The following is a 22317-nucleotide window of genomic DNA, read 5'->3' on the forward strand; positions in this document are numbered from 1 at the left end:
GTGAGGCTGCTAGAGTATGGCATTACTACTTTATACAACTTTTGCGCTCACTTTACTTCAACACAGTAAAAGATGTCAAATGGGTTCTATACAACTTTTGCGCTCACTTTACTTCAACACAGTAAAAGATGTCAAATGGGTTCTATAGGTTACTGGAATCAAATACTCAATTCTACATGGCGTTTTCATTTACCAGCAGAAGTACAGGAACGCTTGACCGTGGACTCGAATCAGCTAAGTGCAAACAATATCCAGCCTCTATCAGGTAATGTCATTAGAGAAGCGAGAAAAGCAAAAGGCTGGTCTAGAGCATTTTTAGCTACAACGATGGGGAAAAGCGTTTCCTGGGTTGATGCAGTCGAGACGGGTACACGTCAGGTTTCTCAAAAGGACTTGCCCAAGTTGCTCAATACACTCGAACTACACCTTAACAGGTATTGATTTCAATTGACACTCCCGGGCGTGAACGCACGGGGATTCTTTACATTTTTGTAAACTTTTCTTGTTTCTCTGAGGTAATTTTTGCTACGTATTATTACTCGTTGGAACTGCGTCGGGAGGGGGGTTAGGTTTTTCGTGGGTTTTTCCATGACGTGAAAAGTCAGTGTTTATGTAAGGTTTCGGCAGAAGGCAGTATTCGTGCTGCCTTCTGCCTGTGTTGTTAATATTTTGATAGACAGTATGAATTTCTCCTCGCTATGTTACGACTAACTGAAGTAAAGCTCCCGCTTGATCATCCTGAAGATGAGATAAAGACTGCCATCCTCAAAAAGCTGCAAATCACGGACGAAGATTTGATCAGCTATTCCATCTTCAAGCGTAGCTATGATGCCCGTAAGAAAGGAGAGATTAACCTTGTTTATATTCTGGATGTAGAAACGACTCAGGAAACTCATCTACTCAACCGCCTGAGAAAAGATTCTCATGTGATGGTCACGCCAGACATGAGTTATCGCCCAGTGGCACAAGCACCGAGGAATTTGGCGATTCGCCCCATCATTATTGGTACTGGGCCTTGTGGCTTATTTGCGGGTTTGATGCTGGCACAAATGGGCTTTTGTCCCATCATTTTAGAACGTGGGAAAAAAGTCCGCGATCGCACCGTTGATACTTTTGGCTTTTGGAAGAAAAAATCAGACTTCAACCCAGAATCTAATGCCCAGTTTGGCGAAGGTGGGGCGGGTACATTCTCCGATGGCAAACTCTACAGTCAAGTCAAAGATCCTCAGCATTATGGGCGCAAAGTACTAACCGAACTCGTCAATGCGGGAGCCTCACCAGAAATTCTTTATATCAATAAACCGCATATCGGCACCTTCAAATTGGTGGGAATCGTCCAAAGTATGCGTGCCAAAATCGAATCCCTCGGCGGTGAAATTCGCTTTCAAAGCCGGGTGGAAGATATCAACATCGAAAATGGACAGGTGCGGGGAGTAACTCTCGCCAGTGGGGAATATATCGCCAGTGAGCATGTAGTTCTGGCAGTAGGTCATAGCGCCCGTGATACCTTCCAAATGCTATATAATCGCGGAGTTTACATCGAGGCTAAACCTTTTTCTATCGGCTTTCGGATTGAACATCCTCAAACTCTCATCGATAAATGTCGTTTTGGCGCTCAAGCTGGTCATAAACTTTTAGGTGCTGCCGATTATAAACTAGTTCATCACTGCCAAAATGGTCGTTCCGTCTACAGTTTTTGTATGTGTCCAGGAGGCTTGGTGGTTGCAGCCGCATCAGAACCAGGCCGACTTGTCACCAATGGGATGAGCCAATATTCTCGTAATGAGCGTAATGCCAATAGTGCGATCGTTGTGGGTATCACCTGGGAAGATTATCCGGGAAATGCTTTGGCGGGTATTGACTTGCAACGGCGCTTGGAAGAACGGGCTTTTGAGTTGGGCGGTGGGACTTATGAAGCTCCAGGGCAGTTGGTGGGAGACTTTCTCAACCATCGCCCTTCTACAGCATTGGGAACGGTTAAACCGTCTTATACACCAGGGGTACATTTGGGTGATTTGAGTCAGAGTTTACCAGATTATGCGATCGCAGCCATCCGTGAAGCACTTCCCGCTTTTGACAAACAAATTAAAGGATTTGCGATGAATGATGCCGTGTTGACTGGGGTGGAAACCCGCACATCATCACCAATTCGGATTAAACGCAAAGAAGATTATCAGAGTTTAAATACAGTCGGTCTTTATCCGGCTGGTGAAGGCGCGGGATATGCGGGGGGAATCCTTTCGGCTGGTATCGATGGTATCAAGGTGGCGGAGGCGGTGGCTTTAAGTATTTTGAAAAATCGCGATCGCACTTTCAGCAGCTGATTTTGAATTGAGAGCGATCGGCTAAAATATTTTGCTCCCATTGCGAGCAAATTTAGCCAACAGAAAAGTATCAATCTATTCATTCGCTGCCATTAAAACTTCTGCATAAAGTTGACTACTTACCCGAAAATTTGCCTTAGCAATCAAATCATCCATCACAGGTTTGATTGCTGCAATTAACCCTTGTAGTTTTGCTGTAAGCAGAATACCAAATACCCCAGTAATTCTCAATCTTCGATCTGTCGCCGCTTGTCTACCCAAACGCTCATCAATTAGTAATCGAGCTGCATTCACTTCAATAGCAACAGCGATCGCCTCAGCCTCTCCCAAATTTATCAGCTTTTGCAGATCACTAACTAATTCTTGGTTATCTACTACTTGTATTTTTAGCCAAATTGCTGATTTAACTGCTGTAATGACATCCTCTCCCGCCCTCTCATCCAGCAGTTCATCATAAACCGCAGTTGGAATCAAAACTGTTTCATAAAGCTGCTGTAAAAGACTAATCTGCCCAACTTTTGCTAAGTTCGAGATTGGCGAAGTGTTACTGACGATAGTCATCGTCAGCCTGATTCCTGCAATGTTTTCAGGTCTTCCTGAAATTCAGCTACATCGTAATGAACACAAATGCCTCGATCAGCCAGTAATTTTTGAAACTGCATCCGATGCATTCCGATCAATTCACTAGCCTTTCCTAAGCTGATTTTGTCCCGTTGGAACAGCATAATCACAATTTCCAACCCACATTCCGCACTTCAAAATGTATTATCTATCTTTTCAATAAAAATTCCTAATAATGTTCAAATTATTAAGTATTAATATTGAATACCATTGGCGATTTATGTTGTTGATTTAACCATTTTTTTCCACCTATGGGAAATCTACGCATATTACACGATGAAGTGCGGAAAGTCGGTTCCAACAAGAATTCGCGTTCTGGTAAGCCACTGGCTTCGATGATATCGTCCAAAACTGCCAGACTCATGGCTTTTCCTCCAGCTTTGTTTCTTGCATTTTAGCAGTTAGAATAGGCTACCCAGAGCGATCGCCTTCATGTAAATCGCAAAATATGACCGATTCTGTCTTAGTACAACTCATATTTCATTAACTGACAGGGCAACGTTCCGTTATACACCGCAATTCGCTGGGATGATTTTAATCCAATCGATTGAGACAGTTCCTTGTTGCCACTCAGCACAAATGCAGTCCAGCCTTTGAAGCGTTGTTTTAGCACATCGCCCAAAAGTTTGTAAAATGCCCCTAAATCGCTATCTCGCCCCAGCCGTTCGCCATAAGGTGGATTGCAGAATAAAACCCCACTGTCTGCGGGGGCGACAACATCAGCAAGCTCCATTTGAGAAAACCATACATGGTTATCAACGCCGCAGTTTTGAGCATTGTTAATCGCTTGCTCAATTATATTTTCATCGCGATCGCTTCCCCAAATAGGGGCGGGCAGGGTATCCAGTTGGCTATCCTTAGCTTCTTGCAGCAGGTTTTCTAAAAGGGATAAATCAAAATCGAGCCAATTTTCAAATCCAAAGGATTCACGAAACAGCCCTGGTGCTATATTCAGTGCCTTTAAGCTAGCTTCTAGAGGTAAAGTGCCAGATCCACACAGAGGGTCATAAAACATTTGGTCTGGCTGCCAGCTTGAAAGTTGAATCAGGGCAGCAGCCAGAGATTCCTTTAGAGGGGCTGCGCCAACCGCAGGACGGTAGCCTCGGCGGTGCAGACTTTTTCCAGAACTGTCGAGTTTAACGGTGCAAAAGTCGCGTTCAATATGAACATTGATCCGCACATCTGGTTCATGAAGCTCTACATTTGAACGTTCGCCGAGATTTTGCTGCTGCTGGTCAACGATCGCATTTTTGATCTGGAGAGATGTGAAGTGGCTGTGGTTGAGGCGATCGTTTTTGCCTGTGGTATTCACTGCCAAAGTCATGTCTGGGGTGAGATAGTTTACCCAATCGATAGTTTGAATGCCGCGATAGAGATCCTTGGCATCAAGGCAAGGAAACTCACGGATGTTCACCAAGATTCGGAACGGCAGCCTAGCCCAGAGGTTGACGCGATAAAGTAGGGTGCGATCGCCCTCAAAGGCTACACCGCAAAACCCAGGCTCGACTGAATGAGCGCCTAGCTGCTCTAACTCCTGAGCCGCGAGGGTTTCTAATCCACGAGCAACCGTTGCAAAATACTGATTCATCCTCTAATCCAAAGCATTGTCTTCACTGCTGACCCATTGACGCACTTTAGCTTAACTCATATCTTGCGACATTCTCTCTCGTTAAGTCTGCGATTACAACCTTTTAAGTAACTCAGTATAACAAGAGACCCAGACAAACAAAATCAAGCCAAAGTAAGGACACAGCAAATATTTTTGGAAAGAGATTATTATTTCTTCATTTTAAGTACTATCTTAAATCCAATTAACCAGGGTAATATCAAGCTGAAATAGTGTTCAGGCACTTTGCAATATAACCCATTAATTAAAATAGTCAGAGGGATAAACGAATGACTTTAGTATCTGATATTGTTCTGCTAAAAGACTTAACATCGTCATCAGATAAGGATTTAGCCCAGGAAAAAGCCGTACTTCCGGCGACGGTAAATCGGTTAACCAACCCGATGTTAGCAAGTATCTTTGGTAATGACCTGAAATTTGGTATTGCTTCCTTCAAGGATAAGCCAATAGCGCCTCTTGGGGGTTACGCTGACTATGTATATAAACCAGAAGTCGCTTTGACAAATAATGTAACAACAATTAAAGACCAAATCTTTAACCTTGAAGCCTTTGGTGGCAATGATGCGCCCGAATCACAATTAGACGCACTCTTGTACACAGCTTTAGATAGCGGTGGCAGTCTCGGTTACAGAGTCGGTTCATTTCGGGTTGTTATAATAGCTACCGATAGTACTTATCATGTTGCTGGCGATCGGGCAGCAGTTAGTCCAAGTGATACTATTGCCAATAATGGAGATGGTGTAATTGATCCTAATGAAGATTATCCAGAGATTGGACAAGTAAAAACTGCGCTAGAAGCAAATAACATTATTCCCATTTTTCTAACTACGAGTAATGTTGCAGCCGATTACCAGACACTAGTTACCCAGCTTGGTCGAGGTAGTGTCCTGACTCTTGGTTCTAAAAGTGAGAATTTTGCTGATGCCATAAAAGAGGCAGTTGCTCGAGCCAGAAATGTGATAAGTACTGATGTTGTTACGACAAATGGAGACGATACCTTTAGTTGGGGGAATTTTTCGGCTGGCGATAAGGTTATTTTTGCTGGGGACGGTAATGACAGAATTTCGCTTTCTGGTGTTATTGGTAACCATTACATTGATGGGGGAGCAGGTTCTGACACCCTTATTGGTGGAGATGGTGGAGACAGAATAGATGGGGGTAGTGGTAACGACAAGCTTGTGGGGGGCAAGGGTGATGATATTCTTTTTGGCAGTAGTGGAAAAGATATTCTGATCGGGAATAAAGGCAACGATTACCTACAGGGAGATAGTGGGGACGACTTCTTAAAAGGAGGCGCTGGTTCAGATAAGTTTGCATTTGCAACAGGATCAAAGTTTGATATTAAGGAACTCGGAGTTGATATTATTAGTGATTTCACTCCTAATGAAGACAAGATCCAACTATCTAAATCTACCTTTACCGCTCTAAGTAACTCAGTCTTCCCAACTGAATTAAATTCCGCAGACTTTGCCACAGTGACGAACGATACTTTGGCAGTAAATAGTAATGCGGTGATTGTTTATAATAGCGTAAATGGTAGTCTTTTTTATAACCCCAATGGTTCGGCGGATGATTTTGCGGATATAAATTCTGGGGGAGGTAAATTTGCACAATTGGGTGCTAGCTGCTTTCCTACTCTAAGTACCGCTAGTTTTGAGGTAGTTTTGTGATTGATTTAGCTTATTCAACTTCACCCAAGTGACTTCCAAAGAATAAAGTACTCAGTAAAAGTGAGATGCTCCCAGACAAACAAATTGAATTGAGATTAATCTAGGACTAGCCCTTTCAAGGTGGGTAAAAATTCTCGAAAATAAATACCTCTCTAACCTCTTATCTCTGTGTTGTCTGCGCCTAATAAGGTGAAATAAATTACTTTTAAACCGCAGAGGCACAGAGAGCGCTGAGAAAAAACAATCTTATTTTACGAGTCACCTTGAAAGAGCTAGTCCTATAATCTATATTTTTCTAAAATCAATCATTGTCTGGCGATAAGTATCCGGCAAACCTGTATCAAAACACTGGCCTTTAACAACATATCCGATCATTCCCTCTTCCTGACACAATCTATCAAGAGAAGATGTTAACTGAAATTCGCCTCTTTCTCGGAAATTTTGGTTTATCTGTTCTGCTAAAAAGTCAAAAATTTTCGGCGTAAGTAAATATAAACCAAATATACATAAAAACTCATTTTCTGCCATTCCCTCTACACGCAAATGTTGTTGTGCATACTCAATGGTAGGCTTTTCATAGAGTTGTGTAACTTCCAGAATCGAGTTTAACTCTTGCCAAACTCCTGTTACACATCCAGATATATGAAGAATTTCTGCTGGCGTTGTAGTTAAGCTAACAACGCTTTGATTAACTTGTTCATAAACATCTAAAAGTTGACTAGCACAAGATTTGTCAATATCAGATGCATAAATATGGTCGCCCAACATTAGCAAAAACGGCTCATCTTCTACCCAATCTTTGGCACAAAATACGGCATGACCATAGCCTAATTGCTCCTCTTGCAATAAAATGGTAATTTTGCTACCTAAATCTTCGAGATATCGGCTATATTCTTGATTTTGTGGTGAGAGTTTATTTAAAAGTTCTTTTTTGGGTGGGTTTTTAAATAAATCTTCAAATATTTCTTTATCATCCGGCTGTACCACAATCCCCACTTCTGTAATTCCAGCACTAATTGCCTCTTCAATAATTGCTAAAATCACAGGTTTTGCCCTACCATCTCGATCAATAATCGGAAAAAGTTCTTTTTTCACAACTTTAGTAGCTGGAAATAACCGAGTCCCAAAACCAGCTACCGGAATCACAGCTTTTCTAACTTTATTTTTCTGCATAAATTTCCCCTCCTCTCTCTGTGCCCTCTGCGCCTAATAAGGTTCGTCACCCCAGCTTCTCAAACAAATGTGCCAACACCACATTAGAAAACAAAAACCCCTGGGGATCAATCAAACGCAACCTTCCCTCAGTAACTTCCACCCAACCTCGATCAAAATACCCTCGCAAACACCTGCAAATCTCCTCCACCTTCTCTTCCCCAAACCCCTCCGCCAACGCCGCCAAACTCACACCCTCTGCCAAACGCAACCCCAACATTAACGTTTCTAACAATACTTCCTTTGGGGGAGTCACATCACAATCAATCACACCGCCAGCTTCCACCCACTGGTAATACTCCCTAGTTTTACGGGGACGAGTGAAGCGTTTCCCCTCAACATAACTCGCCGCACCCATACCAAAGCCATAGTAAGGGCGGTTTTCCCAATAGACTCGATTATGCCGACACTGATGACCAGGTTGGGCATAATTGGAAATTTCATAATGCTCATAACCTGCACTAGTCAAAACTTGCTGCCCCATCTGGTACATTTTGACTGTAGCTTCATCCGTAGGCATTGGAGTATCGCCAGGTTTGTAGTAACGACCAAAGGCTGTACCTGGTTCGATGGTAAGATCGTAGATGGAAATGTGAGTGGGTACGATCGCTACCGCTTTTAAGAGAGAATCTTGCCATTGATCCAAAGACTGATGCGGCAACCCAGAAATTAAGTCTAAGCTAAATTTGGGAATCTCGACTTGGTGGATTAGTTCCACAGCTGCAAAAATATCTTCAACTGAGTGCGATCGCCCGGCCTTTTGCAATAATTCTGATTGAAAGGCTTGTACACCTAAACTTACCCGGTTCACGCCAACATTGCGATAACCTGCTATACGGGCTAAATCAAAGGTGGCTGGGTCAATTTCCATAGAAATTTCTGCCCCAGATACAATACCAAAATGCTTCTCTAGCTCTGTTACTATCCGTTGTAACTGCTCTATTGATAGCAGCGAAGGAGTACCACCACCGAAGAAAATTGTCTTCAAGGGTTGACCAAATGCTGGTGTAATGGCAATTTCTTGACATAGCACATCAACATATTGGGAGATAGTACCAGATGTTTCGCCCCGCAAGCGATCGCCCACAACAGACACCGGGAAATCACAATAAAAACACCGCCGTCTGCAAAAGGGAATATGCACATACGCAGAACTGGCAATTTCAGAAAGACTAAATTTTTGACTCATTTTGAGAAAAGATGAAGTTAAGCCAGCTGCGAATTAGAGACAATGAAAATAAGCAGTTCCTTTACAAATTTTTGTCGTTTTACAACGAAACAATGAAAAATATGAAGATAAAAGCCTTTAGTTATAATAATTGCAGATATTGCCCTACTAAACCCTTAGTGTAAGTCAATATTGATTAGTTTATCTTACCGATGAAATAAAAAATACTTAACTTTCTCGGTTACCACAGTTGCAGGAAAACAAGACAACCATGCTTGACGCCATTATTATTTTCTCATTTATTCTGGCAGCGTCGGGAATAGGGTTCTACAGCATTGAACTACTGCCCAATGGCACACTAGATCAGGTAACAAATCTTGAAGCTTTACGCTTAGTTGTTGCCGTGTTTGCTGCTATTATTGGTGGTGCGATCGGGCTGAGTTTCCAGACGACATATCGTCGCCTAGAATCACAAGTCAAAGAAATGCCTCTGGAAGTGATATTAACTCGTGCGATCGGCTTAGTGATTGGGCTATTGCTAGCTAACCTGATGCTAGCCCCACTATTTTTGCTACCCATCCCGGCAGATTTTGGATTTATTAAACCACTGGTAGCAGTTGTCGGCAGTATTATCCTCTCTGTCACTGGCATGAATTTGGCAGATACCCACGGGCGAGGCTTATTGCGCTTCATTAATCCCAACACTGTCGAATCGATGGTAGTGGAAGGAACGCTAAAACCCGCCAATACCAAAGTTTTAGATACCAGTTGTATTATAGATGGTCGCATTGAAGCGTTACTAGAAACAGGGTTTTTGGAAGGGCAAATTCTTGTACCGCAGTTTGTCTTGCAAGAACTCCAACAAGTAGCCGATGCTAGCAAAGACCAAAAGCGGGTGCGGGGAAGACGAGGACTAGAAATTCTCAACCGCATTAAAGAAGAATATCCCGATCGCATCGTGATTAATGCAGTTGACTACGACGATATTCCCACAGTAGATGCCAAGTTAGTGCGCTTTGCCCAAGAAATTAGCGGTACATTACTAACCAACGACTACAACTTGTCTAAAGTCGCCAGTGTTCAGAAAGTCCCTGTTTTGAATGTCAATGATTTAGTAAACGCCGTCCGTCCCAGTTATTTACCTGGCGATAACTTGGATTTGAAAATTCTCAAGGAAGGCAAAGAACCCAGTCAAGGTATTGGCTACCTAGATGACGGCACAATGGTAGTTGTTGAAGAAGGCAGCAATTATGTGGGTGGTGAACTGCGAGTAGTAGTTACCAGTGCTTTGCAAACTACAGCAGGAAGAATGATTTTTGCCAAACCCCAAGCTTCAGCGTTAGCCTGAAACAATGGGATGTTTAATTAGAGTCACACTTCCTAATCGGTGCAGTCAACCTGCACCGATTATTTATTGATTAGACTCACCAGACTCACTTACCTGTAAATACTGTAACTGCTCAATTGATAACCCTGTCAATCTTGCTATCTGTTCTAATGGCATACCAGTATTAAAAAGATTGCTTGCAACTTCAAGTAAAGCTTCAGCCTTACCTTCAGCTTTACCTTCAGCTTTACCTTCAGCTTTACCTTCAGCTTTACCTTCAGCTTTGCCTTCTTCTAAAATATCTTGATAAATCACTGACTCGCGCATAATATCTGACCTCAAAACTCGTCTGATAACCTCTTTGTTTAATACTAAACCAGCTAAAATCGCCGTGGAAGCAGCAATATTACTTTGATTTCTTGATTCTGTCATACTATTAATTTCCCGTGCAACTTGGTTAAGCACGGCTTCTGGATCAATTGTACTACTCAAAACCGCAAAGGGTAACAGTCCAGACGTTCTCAAAAATACTTCGGTTGGTTGTTCCCAAAGTCTGATAACTGAAAATTCATGGCGTGTCCCAGCAATTGTAAATGTATTTTGTTGCACCAAATCTGAATTTGTCTGCTTGAGGTAAATCACAACTTGATGCATTGCTTTGTCTGGAAAGCGGCGATACACTCGCAACCGATAGTCAATCATCCGAAAAGGAATTTCAGCATCAACTTGGGTTTGAAATTCCAAATGTAAGATGTTTTGCTCCGACTGTAGCAGAATGAGGGCATCAGCACGAATGGGTTCGAGAGATAATTCTTTTGGACTGAGTTCGGTTAATGTAATAGGTTCGCCTAATAACCAAGTGGCGAAGTCGCTGGAGAAATTTTCAGCTAAAAATTTACAGATATTGTCAAACATTTTAGAATTTTACCAAATAGCTTACTCATTTGCTATTTATGTGAAATATGATGCAAATACTCACCGGAGGCGATCGCTTAAAATTATAATTTATAATAATACTCAATTGTGTTCGTGCAGCGTCTCATAAAAAGCGTAATTACGAATTAATTTAAAGTGCTGTTATGAGTTGTTAGCATTCTGAGTATTATGAAGCGCATTTGCACTATTATGATTAATATTTTTACAATAACTTCATTATCTGCTTTTGTATTTGCTGGTGCCACTAGTTTATTGCTCGTGCAGACAGTTACAGCTAAACTAGTACAGACAAAAAAGCAAGTAAATCAACCAATACCATTTAACTCAATAGTACGAATATACCCTGCAAATAATAGCCTACCAGCAAGTCGCTTGATTACGATTGAACGTGTTCTCAAAAAGTCTAGTAAGATGCAAATTACAGAAGCAAAACTTACAACATACGAGGAATTTGCAGCCGAAACAGGAGAGTACAAATCATCGATTTCTAACAATCGAATGGTGTGGATAGTGACTGGTTATGTTCAAGGTCAGTTGAGTATGTCTAGAGGTAGAAGCGTCTGTACTGATAACGCTAAACTTGTGGAAGTAATGGATGCAGAAACTGGCGATTCTTTTGGTAGAAGTATTTACTGTCCCCCAAAAAACGAGATAAATTTTATGCCGTAAAGTGGATTTAGAATCAAAACAACTGGGAGTAAGCTGTTCCACAAATAAACTTGCATATACTGGGCGGGCAGGATGCCCACCCCACAAGAGTTATATTTAATAAGGGATTTCCAAGAAAGAAATTATTCAATAAAACGAACCTTATTAGGCGCAGAGGGCGCAGAGATAGGAAGAGGAAAGAGGATTGTTATATGAGATTTTTGGATATTTTTAAATTTGGAAGTCCCTAAGGGTTATGCAAGCTTATTTTTTTTTAGCTTATATCACTTTTGTAAAAACACGCCTGCCCTAGCGAATGCAATTCGCGGCTATCCGAGACTTTACCCACCTCCGTGGGTTTCAACTATTTTTAATGCTCATAAATCTCTAATGGTAAATTATCTGGGTCTTTAAAGAAAGTAAATTTTTTATCTGTAATTTCATCAACTCTGATATTTTCTACCTCCACTCCTTTTGATTTTAAATAAAAAACAGTTTCCTCAACATCATCAACTTTAAAAGCAAGATGCCTTAAACCACAAGACTCTGGTTTACTAGGTCGTTCTGGAGGATTTGGGAAAGAAAATAGCTCTATTTGAGCATTTTCTCCAACTCGTAAATCTAATTTATAAGAATTTCTTGCGGCGCGAAAAGTCTCTTGAATAATCGGAAATCCTAAAACTTCTACATAAAAATTTTTGGAGCGATCGTAGTCAGAACAAATAATAGCTACATGATGAATACCAGTGGTTTTCATTGGTGTTTTGCTTTTTTAGTACAATTCTTAAGAGAGTGGACGTAGGTTATAACGACAACCACATTACATCCTCTCAAGTATATAGCGGTTCTTGTTTGCATGAAGTATATTTTTAAACCTCACCCCCAACCCCTCTCCTGATCAAGGAGAGGGGAGTGTTTGCAATATCAAATGCGGGGTGAGGTTATAACTGTGTTGCACCCTTCAGGAGAATCGCTATAAATTAAGCTTTAATCTTTTTAATTGAGCTTACCTTTCTTTTCAGGAACAAGCCAATGCTACCAACAAGAAATGTGCTACCTAAAGTACTAGGTTCAGGTACTTGTCGATAAGAAACTGTACCGGAATTGGAAGTTTCGGAGGAGACAGAAAATAATGTTCCAGCAATTTCGTAATTTTTGTCAGAATTAGCTTTGTCTTGGAAGCTGTATAGCAATCCAATCGGTGCGTTATCTGCTAAGGATACAGTTGGAAATGCAAGGGGATAATCTGGATATTCAACATCATCCTTTGCGGTGTAAATCTTGGGGTTATTATCGAATTGAAAAGTTAGCGATTGAACTGGCGCTACCGGGATATTATCATTACTGAAAGTTGAGTCATCAAAGCTAAATAGACCGTTACCCTTAGCTGTAGAACTATCAACAGTGAAAGCATAATTAATAATTGCAGCCGATGCGGATTTAGTGGTTAAAGTAGCTAAACTAAGAACTAGACTAGTAGCGATCGCTAATTTTTGAAACAATTTCATCTCAATTTTCCTGTTGCATTAGATAAATAAACTATTTAAACCCTGTAGAGACGTAGCACTGCTACGTCTCTACATTTTCTGCTACGTCTCTACATTTTCACCAGACGCCTAATATTTACTTCTTAGCGCCAGTAGATTTATTCATTTCACTCAATTGCCAATCCTTTAGAAGTTGAGCGCGATTTTGCCGTAAGTTTTTACCGTTACGGTTTTCAGGATAAGGAATATTATTGCCCTTAATTCCTGTCCAAAGAATTTCGTTGAATTTCTCTGCATCAATCTTATCTTCACCGATAAAATCGAAACCTTTGGTTATAGCAGCCCACCATTTTGTATCATTTAGAATGGGCATAGCTGCTGTATTTTCAACCTTGGGGTCTTGGCAAGCTGGTACTAGTTTCGGATCTACAGTTTTAGCACACAAGTTACCTGGCACAATAGCTTTGTAAGGCTCAAAGTTTGGTTCTCTTGTGAAGGCATCTGACATTGGTTCAGCATTAGCATCAGTAATTGCCAAATACTTAATGTTTAACAAATCCTCCATTGTCCGCAATATATTAATGGTGTTGTAGTTAGTGCTAATGAGCGCACCCCGTTTTGTATAGGGCGAAATAACATAGGCTAACGAACGGTGGGAATCAACGTGATCCGGCCCATTTTGGGAATCATCTTCAATGATGAAAATTGCTGTTTCCTTCCACTCCGGCAGATGAGAAATTTTCTCTACCAACTTGCCAATAGCATAGTCATTATCTGCCATTTGCAATTCAGGAGTATTTAGTCCAAATAAAGCAGTGCCAAAAGAACCAAAATGATCGTGAGATAAACGCACAAGCATTAAATTGGGTAGTCCATTTTGCTGAAGATCCCTTTCCCATTCCTTGTACAAATAAGTATCAGCATTATTTTGATCGAATGACCGGAAATAAAGATCGGTTTTATCCAACAATGCAGTTTTAGTAACAGGAGCTTGAGGAATCTTATCAGCGTAAGGGGTTGGGGAGATGGGGATATAAGCCGGGTTTTTCGGATCGGGTTTGGTTGGATCAGTTTGGCTAGTGGTGTAAGGAATTCCGTTATCAACGAAGAAACCGTAATTGCGTACAGTCTTGCCAGCACGTAGCGCCGTATCCCACAGATAACCACCAATGGCATCCGGTTTGAGATTACCATCTCCTTCGGGAGCATCAACATCCCTGTCTCCAGGTAATATGGAAGACTCCCCAGAAGGATCTAAAACTCCTGTTATACGAGTATTAATTGGCGATTTATTCGAGGAAGTTTGCCCTAGTGCAAGACTGATATTCCGATTTGTACCTTCGTAATCGTAGGTTAAGCCGTTAAAGCCCGCGTTACCGTAAAGAACTGATTGGCTTTTTTCGGTGTAGTCTGTAGTACGACCGTAAGTAGACCAGTTCCAACCTACTCCACTGGATTCGCCACTGTCGTAGAAGTTATCAAAAGTTGCAAAGGCAAGGGACAGCTTGTGATGGTTGGGTGAAATCTTGTAGGGAAACAAGGTAAGTGCTGGGTCGCCATTACCGATAGGTAAGTCACCGAGTACCTGATCGTAGGTACGGTTTTCTTTAACTATATAGATAACGTGCTTAATTTTGCCTTGTAAATACCTCATTATCCGGTCAGGACGACGACTATAAAAACCGTTGTTTTTGTCTACCTGCGTTGAAAGTGTAGCCAAAGTACTGCTACTTGGCACTGGAATAATTGAGATTCCAGCTTTTTCTAAAGCCCAGTTGTAATCGTTTTTAAAATTGGTGTTACGTGCAAGTCCGGCTGGAGTTGTCCGATTGTTTGACGGGTTTGGGCCAGAATTGCTCTTGGCATTGACAACGTAAAGTCTTTGACCATCAGCGCTGACACTTACAGAATTAGGATACCAGCCAGTGGGGATGCGTCCATTCACCCGACCACCTTGCAAGTCTACAACAGCGATCGCATTCTCGCCGCCTAGAGTAACATAAAGTGTTCCTCCATCTGGACTGAGAGTTAAAGAGTTGGGATTAGCACCTTTGTATTTATCACCTGGCCGAGACAGAGAGATGGTTTGGACAACGCTATTGTTATTTGTATCAATGACTGAAATCGAGTCATCATTACCATTAGCTACGTATAGACGATTTTGATCGGCTGAAAGCAGTACTTTGTTTGGCTGGCTACCTGTTGGTATCCGGGTGATTTGTCCAGAAGTAATGCTAACAGCAACTACTTCGTTATCGCGCTGACTACTAATGAAAACTTTCGCTGCTTGACCGTTTTCTGCATTTTTGATAGCGACATCAAAAGGAAATTCACCCGTTGCTATTTTATCGCCTGCCCTAAAGAACTTAATTTCTTTAGTTACCTTACGGGTAGGAGTGTCAACGATTGATATAGAGTCATTCTCAAAGTTTGCAGCCACTAAGGTTTTGCCATCTTTACTAACTGCAATACCCGCGACAACTGCTCCTGTACTCACAGCCTTAGCTGGTGTATCCTTCAACAAACCACCATCATATTTAGGGAAGGGGGCAGTTTGGTTAGAATTGTGACCTAGTAAAATAAAGGGGGCATCTGGTACATATTGGCTACCATTAGATGCATAAACATACACGCGATCGTCAATTCCGCCTGAGACAAAGAAACGTGAGCCATCTTTAGCCCAAGCCAAACCGTTATAGGTATTAGGAATATTAATTTGTTGTTTTTTAACTAACTTACCGCTACTGACATCATAGACAAAAACCCATTCTGCTTTGGGGGTTGTTGTACCACTTGGCTTACCAGTTAGCGGATCTAATACAGGATAAGTGAAAGTAATACCTGTATTTTCATCCTTGAAGTTTTGGTTATAGCCACTGGTAAGAACCAGTAGAGTTTTTCCATCTGGGCTGAGGGCTGTGCTTACGGCTTCAGCAGCATCAGCATTATTATCTGTACGCAAACCAGTTCCTAAAGGTGCAAACGTCGAGCCTGGTGCTGCTGCGGGCGTGATGATTTGACCTGTGGGTAGCAAAGCTGCTCCACTTTCTAAGTTACCAACGGGTTTGGTAGTTCCAGCACTAGCTGGTTGTATACTTGCACTCAAGCTACTTAACAGCAAAAGACTTAATAGATACCCTTGGTTTCTACTAGTTTTCATGCAATTTTTCTATAATAGGGATAACCATAACTATTGAAGTACAGATATTTATGGTTAATGGTTAAGCTATCAGTAATTTTTGGTTATGTTTTGGTTGTGGCGGATTTTATTTAGTGGTCTGTCGCATTAGTTATGAGGGGTGAAAAAGTTCGTAGTAAGGACTTTAGTTCTAGATTTTTAAGCACGCTTTGTGCTTATTACAAACTCATCAAATTTAATGAGATGAACCACTAGTTAAGTTTTTTTGTAACACCTTAAGTAGGTAGACAAGATAAAATTAAACTATCTAACCAAAAGTAAAATCTCTGTATTTGGCTCGTAGTTGCGCTGTCTTGCGCAAGACAGCGCAACTACGAGCCAGTGATGATTATTTGCGCCCACTTACTTATATCATGTTCGATGTTGCTGAGTGGAAATATAGTAATCAGGTTTTATATCTTAAATTACTTGCAATTTGTTTTAATTTTTAACTTGCCTGATGAATTCCGATTATTTAATTTTTACGTTTTAGGCTTTATCTTTATTTAACTTTATATATAATGTGGTTTTTTTGTCTCTTGCTAGTAGATTGAGAATGCTGCTGCTTATGGTTTTAAGAGAAATTTTAATAGTCCTTGATTAATCTAAGCTTAATTTTTACTTAATAATTAATCCTAGATAATAAAAAAGTAAAAAAACTGACAATATTCTTCAATAAATACTGTCTTTTAGCAATGGAAGTGATATGCTCAACAAAAGTATTATTTTGTCCTTGTTGGCGTTATTTGTAATGGCTCCTGCCGCCCATGCAGAGGTTAAATTGATTGCAATTGGGAGCCTAGATGGTAAGATAGGCGATCGCTCCACCGAAACATCTGCTCCCCTAGAAAACGGCGTTCCGGGAAATCTCTTGGGTGGTCTAGGGTCGGGACTAGCCTATGCTGGCAATAATACCTTTATCGGTGTTCCAGACCGCGGGCCAAATGCGGTATCATACAACAGTGCGGTGAGTGACACAACATCCTATATCAACCGCTTCCAAACTATCCAACTGGAACTTGTACCAAGCAATGATTCATCAGCATTGCCTTTCACCCTTACCCCTTCCTTAATTGACACAACTCTGTTATCAAGCAATCAGCCTCTTTACTACGGAAGTGGTGCGGGATTGGGTGTACCTAGCGGTGTCCCAGCCCTGAATGCTAACAGTAGAAACTATTTCACTGGACGCTCAGACAACTTTGACCCCAACCAAATCTCAACATATTCCAACAATGCGCGTTTCGATCCTGAAGGGGTGCGTGTATCCAATAGTGGAGAGCAGATATTTATCTCGGATGAATACGGCCCCTATATATACCAGTTTAACCGCAATACAGGTAGGCGGATGAGGGTCTTTAACCTACCTACCAAGTTTGCAGTCAGCAACTTGAGTCCCGTTAGTGATACAGAGATTAGTGGTAACACGTCTGGTCGGGTTGCGAACAAAGGCATGGAAGGACTTGCAATTACTCCCAACGGTAAAACCCTGTTTGGCATTTTGCAGAGTCCACTGCTTCAGGATGGTGGTACTGGTGGTGCTTATACCAGAATCGTCAAGATTGACATAGAAACAGGTGCCACCCAGGAATACGCCTATCAGCTAGATAATATTGGTACGTCGGCTAAACCGAAATATCCTACCGTCAGTGAGATTTTGGCTATCAGCGATCGCGAATTCTTAGTAGATGAACGCGATGGCAAAGGTTTGGGCGATGGCTCTAAGGCTGCCTTCAAGAAGATTTACCATATCGATCTGACAAATGCTCAAGAAGTTAGCAATATCACTGGGGAAAGCAACCTTGTTGGCAAGGCGGTCAGTAAGACCCTGTTTCTCGACGTGGTGCTTGCACTAACTCAAAACGGCATCAAAGTAGAGGACATTCCAGCCAAACTTGAAGGTTTAGCCTTCGGAGAAGATGTGGTTATCAACGGAGTGACAAAGCATACATTGTTCATTGCTAATGACAACGATTTTGTTGGTACTATACAGGACAACTTGCATTTGACAAGTGTTGACAACCCAAACAAGTTTTTCGTTTTTGCGGTTGACAGTATTGACTTGCCAGGTTTCGTACCGCAGAAGATCAAAGGAAAAAATTGATATTGAGTTGGGTTGATAGCGATGTCTACGAAGGGCTACGCCTACGCTAGAAGCTGTTAGAGTAGGCAAAATGCCCACTCTACAACCTAATAAGGTTAAACCCAACTTTCCCAAAGAAATTCTCGTACTTGTTGCATTCGCTCAAAGTCACTATTACATGAAACGACAATCAACGAGTGACGTAAAGCTGTCGCAGCTATCCAGAGGTCATTTTCACTAATGCCAATGGTAGCTAATCTAGTTGTTCTACGTTTACTTTTTTCTTTCGGGCCAAATTGCTTAATAATTTCTGATTTTAAATCACCGTAAATTTCTGTTGTTTCTTTGTCGATTCCATATAAGTTAATTCGTCGCAAAAACGCATTTATTTTGATGAAATTAGCGGCTTTTTGCTCGGAATTTTGTGCCATAAAGCGTAGCTCCCCTGCAACAATGACACTAGTTGCTAGTTGTACTTGACCAAGCGAACGCAAGTGATTGGCGACACTTGGCACACCTTCCATCAAGAAGGAACAGTGATTAGTATCAAGTAGATACATGATTAAAATTCTAGTGGCATACGACTAGAATGAACTAGTTGCAGGCATTCTTTAATGTCCGAACCTGACCAACTTCCGACAAACTCTAATAAATCTTGGGCAGTGGAACCTGTTAAAGTATCCTCTGCTATAAGTGCTTGCTCTGGTTGGTTATTTGCGGATATGCCGATTTGTTGATGTTTGGTTTGTAACAACTGAACAAAGTCTAAAATTTCCTGTAATAGCGGTTCAGGTAATTTTTCTAGTTCTTGGGTAATAATTTCTTTAATTGTCATTTTTACCTCTGTGTTTACACAATTTTCCAGTCGGAAATTACTTGAGCAATCTTTTCCATTAATTTAATTATCGCTTGTCTATCGTCGTCGCTAGGCTGGTATTCAAGTCAGCTATCACCCTCAGATTGATTATTTTTGTCTATGAGTGTGCCGATTTTCGTAGGAATTAAAGAAAAGAAAAATCAGATTTGACATTACTTCACATCTTTCTTGTGCGATAATGGTATCTCCATTGCATGTGTGTCTGGTTGCCGATGTAGATATTACTGAACTGAGATTATTAATGAAACTGAGGCAGGATCAACCCACTCATTTCCTTCGTAGTACTCAAAGTGGCTATGATATCCTGATTCTGTACTATCGCCAAAATTAAACCAGTCTGCAAATACTTTCAGTTTTTCTGGTGTTCCTTCAATCTTTAAAGAACTGCCAGCAACCATAACTTTGACAGAACAATCACTCTTACGAATGAGCAACGAATTTAAACAAGAATCATAAGGTTCTGGATCAACTTCATTGGCAGGAATATAAACTTGCACATCCTGAGCTTCAAACAATTCAAGAATCGATTGGCAAATGTTTCTTAAATCTCCCGGTGTACCTGACAGATCAATCTCACCGCCATAATGGTCGTTACTAAAACGGATATGAATCATACTTGTCCATCTCAACCATCCATTACCTTACGCTAGATTTTTACTATTCCTGTAAAACGGTTTTTGATACAATCCTAGTTTTCTTGAGATCAGCTTCCGAAAGTTCTTCCCCAGCTTGCAGGCGAGTGGCGGAAGTTTGCAACACTGTCGCTCCACCTTTATCTCCGATTTGTAAAGCGGTTTTCGCGGCTGTTTGTAACATTGTGGCTGCACCAGTGCGATCGCCTTGTTGCAATTTCGCTTAGGCTAACTGAGTTTGGCGATACTTTACTTGAGCTTGAGGTCAGGAATTACCTGAATCAGTTCAGTCTGGAAGGCTTTGTCGTAGGTGATGACAAGTAAACTTTCGAGTTCAGCCTGAGCCATGATCATGCGATCAAAGGGATCTCGGTGGGCAATCGGTAGGCTTCCTGCTCTGAGCGCATGGGCTGTGGTGATGGCAAGTTCGATAAATTTAGCCTGATGCAATATCTGTGAATATTGCTCAACAAGTTGTTTGGCTTCGGGTAGTTTACCTATGCGGTATTTGGTGGCAATTTCCCAAGCAGAAGCACTACTGACAATAATGCGATGATCTGGGTTGCGAATGATGCCTCGGCAGTCAGTGTGGAGTTTTGGATCGTCAAAGAGCCACCACAGCAGGATATGGGTGTCGATGAGGTAGCTCATTCCCATTGCTGGAGTTCCTCTTCTGGCAGTGCTTCAAAGAAAGCATCGCCGAGTTGTCCTTTCAATAAACCAGGGGTGCGGGGTTGTGTATGTTCTTGACTTAAACCTAGCCGAAAGTAGTGAATTAGGTCATAAAGTTCTGCTAGTTTGTCTTCGGGGATGTCTTGCAATTCTTGGACAATCTTCTCGATCAGCATAAGTCAAACTCTTCGGTGGTTGTTAATCAATAAGTTAGGAATATGCGACTAAGTAGGTAGCCGTAATTAAACATCTATATCAAACCTCACCCTCAATCCCTCTCAGAACTCACGGAGAGGGAAGCCGGAGGCAGGGTGAGGTTTTATATTTAATTTGACCCACTTACTTACTAGTCTATCAATTTGATTTTGTTAAGCTTGTTTGTACTATCCAAAACCTTGTAGAGACGCGAAATTGTACTTCGTCTCGCTACGCTAACGCGTCTCTACATCCCTCATTTTTATGTTGACAGACTACTACTTTGTTGCTCAATTGAGGAATAAAATATTTTTTCTCGCTTTGCGACAAGGCGCGAAACTTTCATACCATTAATCAGCAACGCTGGATTTTTACTATTCCTGTAAAACGGTTTTTGATACAATCCTAGTTTTCTTGAGATCAGCTTCCGAAAGTTCTTCCCCAGCTTGCAGGCGAGTGGCGGAAGTTTGCAACACTGTCGCTCCACCTTTATCTCCGATTTGTAAAGCGGTTTTCGCGGCTGTTTGTAACATTGTGGCTGCACCAGTGCGATCGCCTTGTTGCAATTTAGCCTCAGCTAACTGGGTTTGGCGATACTTCGCTAATGCTAAAATAGAGTGTTGTACCTGGGGATTCGAGTCCGGTTGATACGCCTGCACTACATCTGCATACACTGGCACGAGGGACGAAAGTAAACCTTGTTGATTAACCAACGGGTCATCATAACGGATTTGCAGATGAGCGATCGCTTGTTTCCCTTCTGGCAATTGTCCCAGATAAATGTTAGCTAAAACTACCCGTTCTACATCCTGCATCAAATCTCCCAAACGCACAGCGAAACGTCCATCAGCTTCTGCTTCCACTGGTAACTCGATTGTGTCTGGGGCAACTTGGGCAATGGGTTTTAATTCCGCTAGGCGGACATTAGGTACTAGAGATAACAGCAAATAGGCATTAGTTAACCCAATAGACTGAATCCGCCCAAACAGGCGGCTAAATTGCTCCACAGCTTGTTCAGGATGTTCAATATAAGCTAAACTTCCACCACCGACATCGGCAATTTTTTCTAGCAAATCCTGATTCCAGCTATTGCCAAATCCGAAAGTGTTGATAGTTAGGTTCAGCTTGGCAGCCTTTTGCGCCAGTTGAACACAGCGTTTGTTGTCATCTCGCCCAATATCCCACTTCCAAATTCGCAAACCGCTTTCACCATGCCCATCCGTCAGCAGAAACGCCTGGGAAACAGCGCCTCTTGTCCCCTTCATCAGTTCTGTAATTCCCAATTCCAAACCCTCGGCAATTACAGTACCGCCGCTAGCAGTCAGTTTGCTTTTAATTTGAGATTTGATGCTTTCGGGGTCTTCGATCGCTTGGTTAGGGATAATGACTGACGCAGAACCGGAAAAAGCCACAACTGAGATGCGATCGCCTACTTTCAACCGATCTATTAATCCTTCCACTGCCTGAATCACAGTTTTAATCGGTTGTCCATGCATAGAACCACTTCTATCCAAAATCAAGCAGAGATTAAGGGGTAGATTTTGGTCAAACTCACCAGCGATCGCAAAAATTGTCATTGCTAATTGACGTTGGCTACAAGTTTTAGCCATATCAACATTATTGTCATTTAACGCCGAGAGCAATTTAACTTTCATCTAAA

The 22317-nt window shown here is 41.6% G+C and carries 22 protein-coding genes and 1 pseudogene; 6 read left to right on the top strand and 17 right to left on the bottom strand.

The annotated features are described in order from the left end of the window. Nucleotides 1–135: 135 nt before the first annotated feature. On the top strand, nucleotides 136–441 hold the full coding sequence (locus V7K32_RS18740; RefSeq protein ID WP_334995315.1) for a helix-turn-helix domain-containing protein: 306 nt from the start codon (nucleotides 136–138) through the stop codon (nucleotides 439–441). A gap of 257 nt (nucleotides 442–698) precedes the next feature. Then, a complete protein-coding gene (locus V7K32_RS18745; protein ID WP_334995316.1) occupies nucleotides 699–2324 on the top strand; it encodes an NAD(P)/FAD-dependent oxidoreductase in 1626 nt (541 codons plus the stop codon). A gap of 75 nt (nucleotides 2325–2399) precedes the next feature. Here the strand turns inward: V7K32_RS18745 and V7K32_RS18750 are convergent, their stop codons facing one another. From V7K32_RS18750 to V7K32_RS18765, 4 genes are all read right to left on the bottom strand, one after another. Beyond that, the gene (locus V7K32_RS18750; RefSeq protein ID WP_334995317.1) at nucleotides 2400–2885 is read right to left on the bottom strand and encodes a DUF3368 domain-containing protein; all 486 of its coding nucleotides are present in this window, start codon (nucleotides 2883–2885) and stop codon (nucleotides 2400–2402) included. Between the two features lie 2 nt (nucleotides 2886–2887). Next, a complete protein-coding gene (locus V7K32_RS18755) occupies nucleotides 2888–3055 on the bottom strand; it encodes a UPF0175 family protein (RefSeq protein ID WP_334995343.1) in 168 nt (55 codons plus the stop codon). 77 nt (nucleotides 3056–3132) lie between these two features. Beyond that, complete coding sequence (locus V7K32_RS18760; RefSeq protein ID WP_334995318.1) at nucleotides 3133–3309, bottom strand: hypothetical protein; 177 nt, start codon at nucleotides 3307–3309, stop codon at nucleotides 3133–3135. Between the two features lie 99 nt (nucleotides 3310–3408). After that, nucleotides 3409–4533 carry a THUMP domain-containing class I SAM-dependent RNA methyltransferase gene (locus V7K32_RS18765; RefSeq protein WP_334995319.1) on the bottom strand — a complete coding sequence of 375 codons (1125 nt, stop codon included), beginning with the start codon at nucleotides 4531–4533 and terminating at the stop codon, nucleotides 3409–3411. Between the two features lie 308 nt (nucleotides 4534–4841). Here V7K32_RS18765 and V7K32_RS18770 point away from each other — a divergent pair, with 308 nt between their 5' ends. Continuing rightward, nucleotides 4842–6242, top strand: coding sequence for a hypothetical protein (locus tag V7K32_RS18770; RefSeq protein WP_334995320.1), 1401 nt, complete (start codon nucleotides 4842–4844; stop codon nucleotides 6240–6242). 285 nt (nucleotides 6243–6527) lie between these two features. Here V7K32_RS18770 and V7K32_RS18775 read toward each other — a convergent pair whose 3' ends face one another. Beyond that, nucleotides 6528–7415, bottom strand: a complete 888-nt coding sequence (locus tag V7K32_RS18775) for a UTP--glucose-1-phosphate uridylyltransferase (protein ID WP_334995321.1) — start codon at nucleotides 7413–7415, stop codon at nucleotides 6528–6530. A gap of 46 nt (nucleotides 7416–7461) precedes the next feature. Continuing rightward, nucleotides 7462–8643: a radical SAM family heme chaperone HemW gene (hemW, locus tag V7K32_RS18780; RefSeq protein ID WP_334995322.1), complete on the bottom strand. Its 1182-nt coding sequence runs from the start codon at nucleotides 8641–8643 to the stop codon at nucleotides 7462–7464. A gap of 250 nt (nucleotides 8644–8893) precedes the next feature. Between hemW and V7K32_RS18785 the strand changes: the two genes are divergently transcribed. Next, nucleotides 8894–9970: a PIN/TRAM domain-containing protein gene (locus V7K32_RS18785; protein WP_334995323.1), complete on the top strand. Its 1077-nt coding sequence runs from the start codon at nucleotides 8894–8896 to the stop codon at nucleotides 9968–9970. Nucleotides 9971–10033: 63 nt separating this feature from the next. On the opposite strand, the gene V7K32_RS18790 is transcribed toward V7K32_RS18785, so the two are convergent. Beyond that, a complete protein-coding gene (locus tag V7K32_RS18790; protein ID WP_334995324.1) occupies nucleotides 10034–10864 on the bottom strand; it encodes an Rpn family recombination-promoting nuclease/putative transposase in 831 nt (276 codons plus the stop codon). A 210-nt stretch (nucleotides 10865–11074) separates the two neighbouring features. Between V7K32_RS18790 and V7K32_RS18795 the strand changes: the two genes are divergently transcribed. Further along, entirely contained in the window at nucleotides 11075–11554 is a 480-nt protein-coding gene (locus tag V7K32_RS18795; RefSeq protein WP_334995325.1) for a hypothetical protein, read from the top strand. Between the two features lie 349 nt (nucleotides 11555–11903). On the opposite strand, the gene gloA2 is transcribed toward V7K32_RS18795, so the two are convergent. The 3 genes from gloA2 to V7K32_RS18810 all read right to left on the bottom strand — a co-directional run bounded on the left by gloA2 (nucleotide 11904) and on the right by V7K32_RS18810 (nucleotide 16180). Further along, complete coding sequence (gloA2, locus tag V7K32_RS18800) at nucleotides 11904–12290, bottom strand: SMU1112c/YaeR family gloxylase I-like metalloprotein (RefSeq protein ID WP_334995326.1); 387 nt, start codon at nucleotides 12288–12290, stop codon at nucleotides 11904–11906. Between the two features lie 223 nt (nucleotides 12291–12513). Next, complete coding sequence (locus V7K32_RS18805) at nucleotides 12514–13041, bottom strand: PEP-CTERM sorting domain-containing protein (protein ID WP_334995327.1); 528 nt, start codon at nucleotides 13039–13041, stop codon at nucleotides 12514–12516. A 115-nt stretch (nucleotides 13042–13156) separates the two neighbouring features. Beyond that, the gene (locus V7K32_RS18810; RefSeq protein ID WP_334995328.1) at nucleotides 13157–16180 is read right to left on the bottom strand and encodes a beta-propeller fold lactonase family protein; all 3024 of its coding nucleotides are present in this window, start codon (nucleotides 16178–16180) and stop codon (nucleotides 13157–13159) included. A gap of 724 nt (nucleotides 16181–16904) precedes the next feature. Between V7K32_RS18810 and V7K32_RS18815 the strand changes: the two genes are divergently transcribed. Continuing rightward, a complete protein-coding gene (locus V7K32_RS18815; protein ID WP_334995329.1) occupies nucleotides 16905–18302 on the top strand; it encodes an esterase-like activity of phytase family protein in 1398 nt (465 codons plus the stop codon). Between the two features lie 95 nt (nucleotides 18303–18397). Here the strand turns inward: V7K32_RS18815 and V7K32_RS18820 are convergent, their stop codons facing one another. From V7K32_RS18820 to V7K32_RS18850, 7 genes and pseudogenes are all read right to left on the bottom strand, one after another. Beyond that, nucleotides 18398–18841 carry a type II toxin-antitoxin system VapC family toxin gene (locus tag V7K32_RS18820; protein ID WP_334995330.1) on the bottom strand — a complete coding sequence of 148 codons (444 nt, stop codon included), beginning with the start codon at nucleotides 18839–18841 and terminating at the stop codon, nucleotides 18398–18400. A 2-nt stretch (nucleotides 18842–18843) separates the two neighbouring features. Continuing rightward, nucleotides 18844–19116, bottom strand: a complete 273-nt coding sequence (locus tag V7K32_RS18825; RefSeq protein ID WP_334995331.1) for a DUF2281 domain-containing protein — start codon at nucleotides 19114–19116, stop codon at nucleotides 18844–18846. Nucleotides 19117–19379: 263 nt separating this feature from the next. Continuing rightward, nucleotides 19380–19772 carry an Imm32 family immunity protein gene (locus V7K32_RS18830; RefSeq protein WP_334995332.1) on the bottom strand — a complete coding sequence of 131 codons (393 nt, stop codon included), beginning with the start codon at nucleotides 19770–19772 and terminating at the stop codon, nucleotides 19380–19382. 43 nt (nucleotides 19773–19815) lie between these two features. Beyond that, a pseudogene (locus V7K32_RS18835) lies at nucleotides 19816–20049 on the bottom strand (hypothetical protein); the annotation flags it as partial. Beyond that, the gene (locus V7K32_RS18840) at nucleotides 20040–20441 is read right to left on the bottom strand and encodes a type II toxin-antitoxin system VapC family toxin (protein WP_334995333.1); all 402 of its coding nucleotides are present in this window, start codon (nucleotides 20439–20441) and stop codon (nucleotides 20040–20042) included. The gene V7K32_RS18840 and the pseudogene V7K32_RS18835, both read right to left, overlap by 10 nt. Further along, complete coding sequence (locus tag V7K32_RS18845) at nucleotides 20438–20638, bottom strand: hypothetical protein (RefSeq protein ID WP_334995334.1); 201 nt, start codon at nucleotides 20636–20638, stop codon at nucleotides 20438–20440. Before V7K32_RS18845 ends, V7K32_RS18840 begins: the two co-directional genes overlap by 4 nt. A gap of 393 nt (nucleotides 20639–21031) precedes the next feature. Continuing rightward, nucleotides 21032–22312 (bottom strand): vWA domain-containing protein, encoded by a 1281-nt coding sequence (locus tag V7K32_RS18850; protein ID WP_334995335.1) that lies wholly within the window; start codon nucleotides 22310–22312, stop codon nucleotides 21032–21034. Nucleotides 22313–22317: the final 5 nt, after the last annotated feature.

Source organism: Nostoc sp. (assembly GCF_036917635.1).
Classification (GTDB): Bacteria; Cyanobacteriota; Cyanobacteriia; order Cyanobacteriales; family Nostocaceae; genus Nostoc.

What these genes read in the sequence shown, in the direction of transcription:
- V7K32_RS18815 (WP_334995329.1), top strand. Translation starts at nt 16,905, where the DNA reads ATGCTCAACAAAAGTATTATTTTGTCCTTGTTGGCGTTATTTGTAATG.
- V7K32_RS18760 (WP_334995318.1), bottom strand. Translation starts at nt 3,309, where the DNA reads ATGAGTCTGGCAGTTTTGGACGATATCATCGAAGCCAGTGGCTTACCA.
- V7K32_RS18765 (WP_334995319.1), bottom strand. Translation starts at nt 4,533, where the DNA reads ATGAATCAGTATTTTGCAACGGTTGCTCGTGGATTAGAAACCCTCGCG.
- gloA2 (WP_334995326.1), bottom strand. Translation starts at nt 12,290, where the DNA reads ATGAAAACCACTGGTATTCATCATGTAGCTATTATTTGTTCTGACTAC.
- V7K32_RS18770 (WP_334995320.1), top strand. Translation starts at nt 4,842, where the DNA reads ATGACTTTAGTATCTGATATTGTTCTGCTAAAAGACTTAACATCGTCA.
- V7K32_RS18810 (WP_334995328.1), bottom strand. Translation starts at nt 16,180, where the DNA reads ATGAAAACTAGTAGAAACCAAGGGTATCTATTAAGTCTTTTGCTGTTA.
- V7K32_RS18845 (WP_334995334.1), bottom strand. Translation starts at nt 20,638, where the DNA reads ATGCTGATCGAGAAGATTGTCCAAGAATTGCAAGACATCCCCGAAGAC.
- V7K32_RS18775 (WP_334995321.1), bottom strand. Translation starts at nt 7,415, where the DNA reads ATGCAGAAAAATAAAGTTAGAAAAGCTGTGATTCCGGTAGCTGGTTTT.
- V7K32_RS18850 (WP_334995335.1), bottom strand. Translation starts at nt 22,312, where the DNA reads ATGAAAGTTAAATTGCTCTCGGCGTTAAATGACAATAATGTTGATATG.
- hemW (WP_334995322.1), bottom strand. Translation starts at nt 8,643, where the DNA reads ATGAGTCAAAAATTTAGTCTTTCTGAAATTGCCAGTTCTGCGTATGTG.
- V7K32_RS18830 (WP_334995332.1), bottom strand. Translation starts at nt 19,772, where the DNA reads ATGATTCATATCCGTTTTAGTAACGACCATTATGGCGGTGAGATTGAT.
- V7K32_RS18840 (WP_334995333.1), bottom strand. Translation starts at nt 20,441, where the DNA reads ATGAGCTACCTCATCGACACCCATATCCTGCTGTGGTGGCTCTTTGAC.
- V7K32_RS18790 (WP_334995324.1), bottom strand. Translation starts at nt 10,864, where the DNA reads ATGTTTGACAATATCTGTAAATTTTTAGCTGAAAATTTCTCCAGCGAC.
- V7K32_RS18750 (WP_334995317.1), bottom strand. Translation starts at nt 2,885, where the DNA reads ATGACTATCGTCAGTAACACTTCGCCAATCTCGAACTTAGCAAAAGTT.
- V7K32_RS18825 (WP_334995331.1), bottom strand. Translation starts at nt 19,116, where the DNA reads ATGACAATTAAAGAAATTATTACCCAAGAACTAGAAAAATTACCTGAA.
- V7K32_RS18820 (WP_334995330.1), bottom strand. Translation starts at nt 18,841, where the DNA reads ATGTATCTACTTGATACTAATCACTGTTCCTTCTTGATGGAAGGTGTG.
- V7K32_RS18745 (WP_334995316.1), top strand. Translation starts at nt 699, where the DNA reads ATGTTACGACTAACTGAAGTAAAGCTCCCGCTTGATCATCCTGAAGAT.
- V7K32_RS18795 (WP_334995325.1), top strand. Translation starts at nt 11,075, where the DNA reads ATGATTAATATTTTTACAATAACTTCATTATCTGCTTTTGTATTTGCT.
- V7K32_RS18805 (WP_334995327.1), bottom strand. Translation starts at nt 13,041, where the DNA reads ATGAAATTGTTTCAAAAATTAGCGATCGCTACTAGTCTAGTTCTTAGT.
- V7K32_RS18740 (WP_334995315.1), top strand. Translation starts at nt 136, where the DNA reads ATGGGTTCTATAGGTTACTGGAATCAAATACTCAATTCTACATGGCGT.
- V7K32_RS18785 (WP_334995323.1), top strand. Translation starts at nt 8,894, where the DNA reads ATGCTTGACGCCATTATTATTTTCTCATTTATTCTGGCAGCGTCGGGA.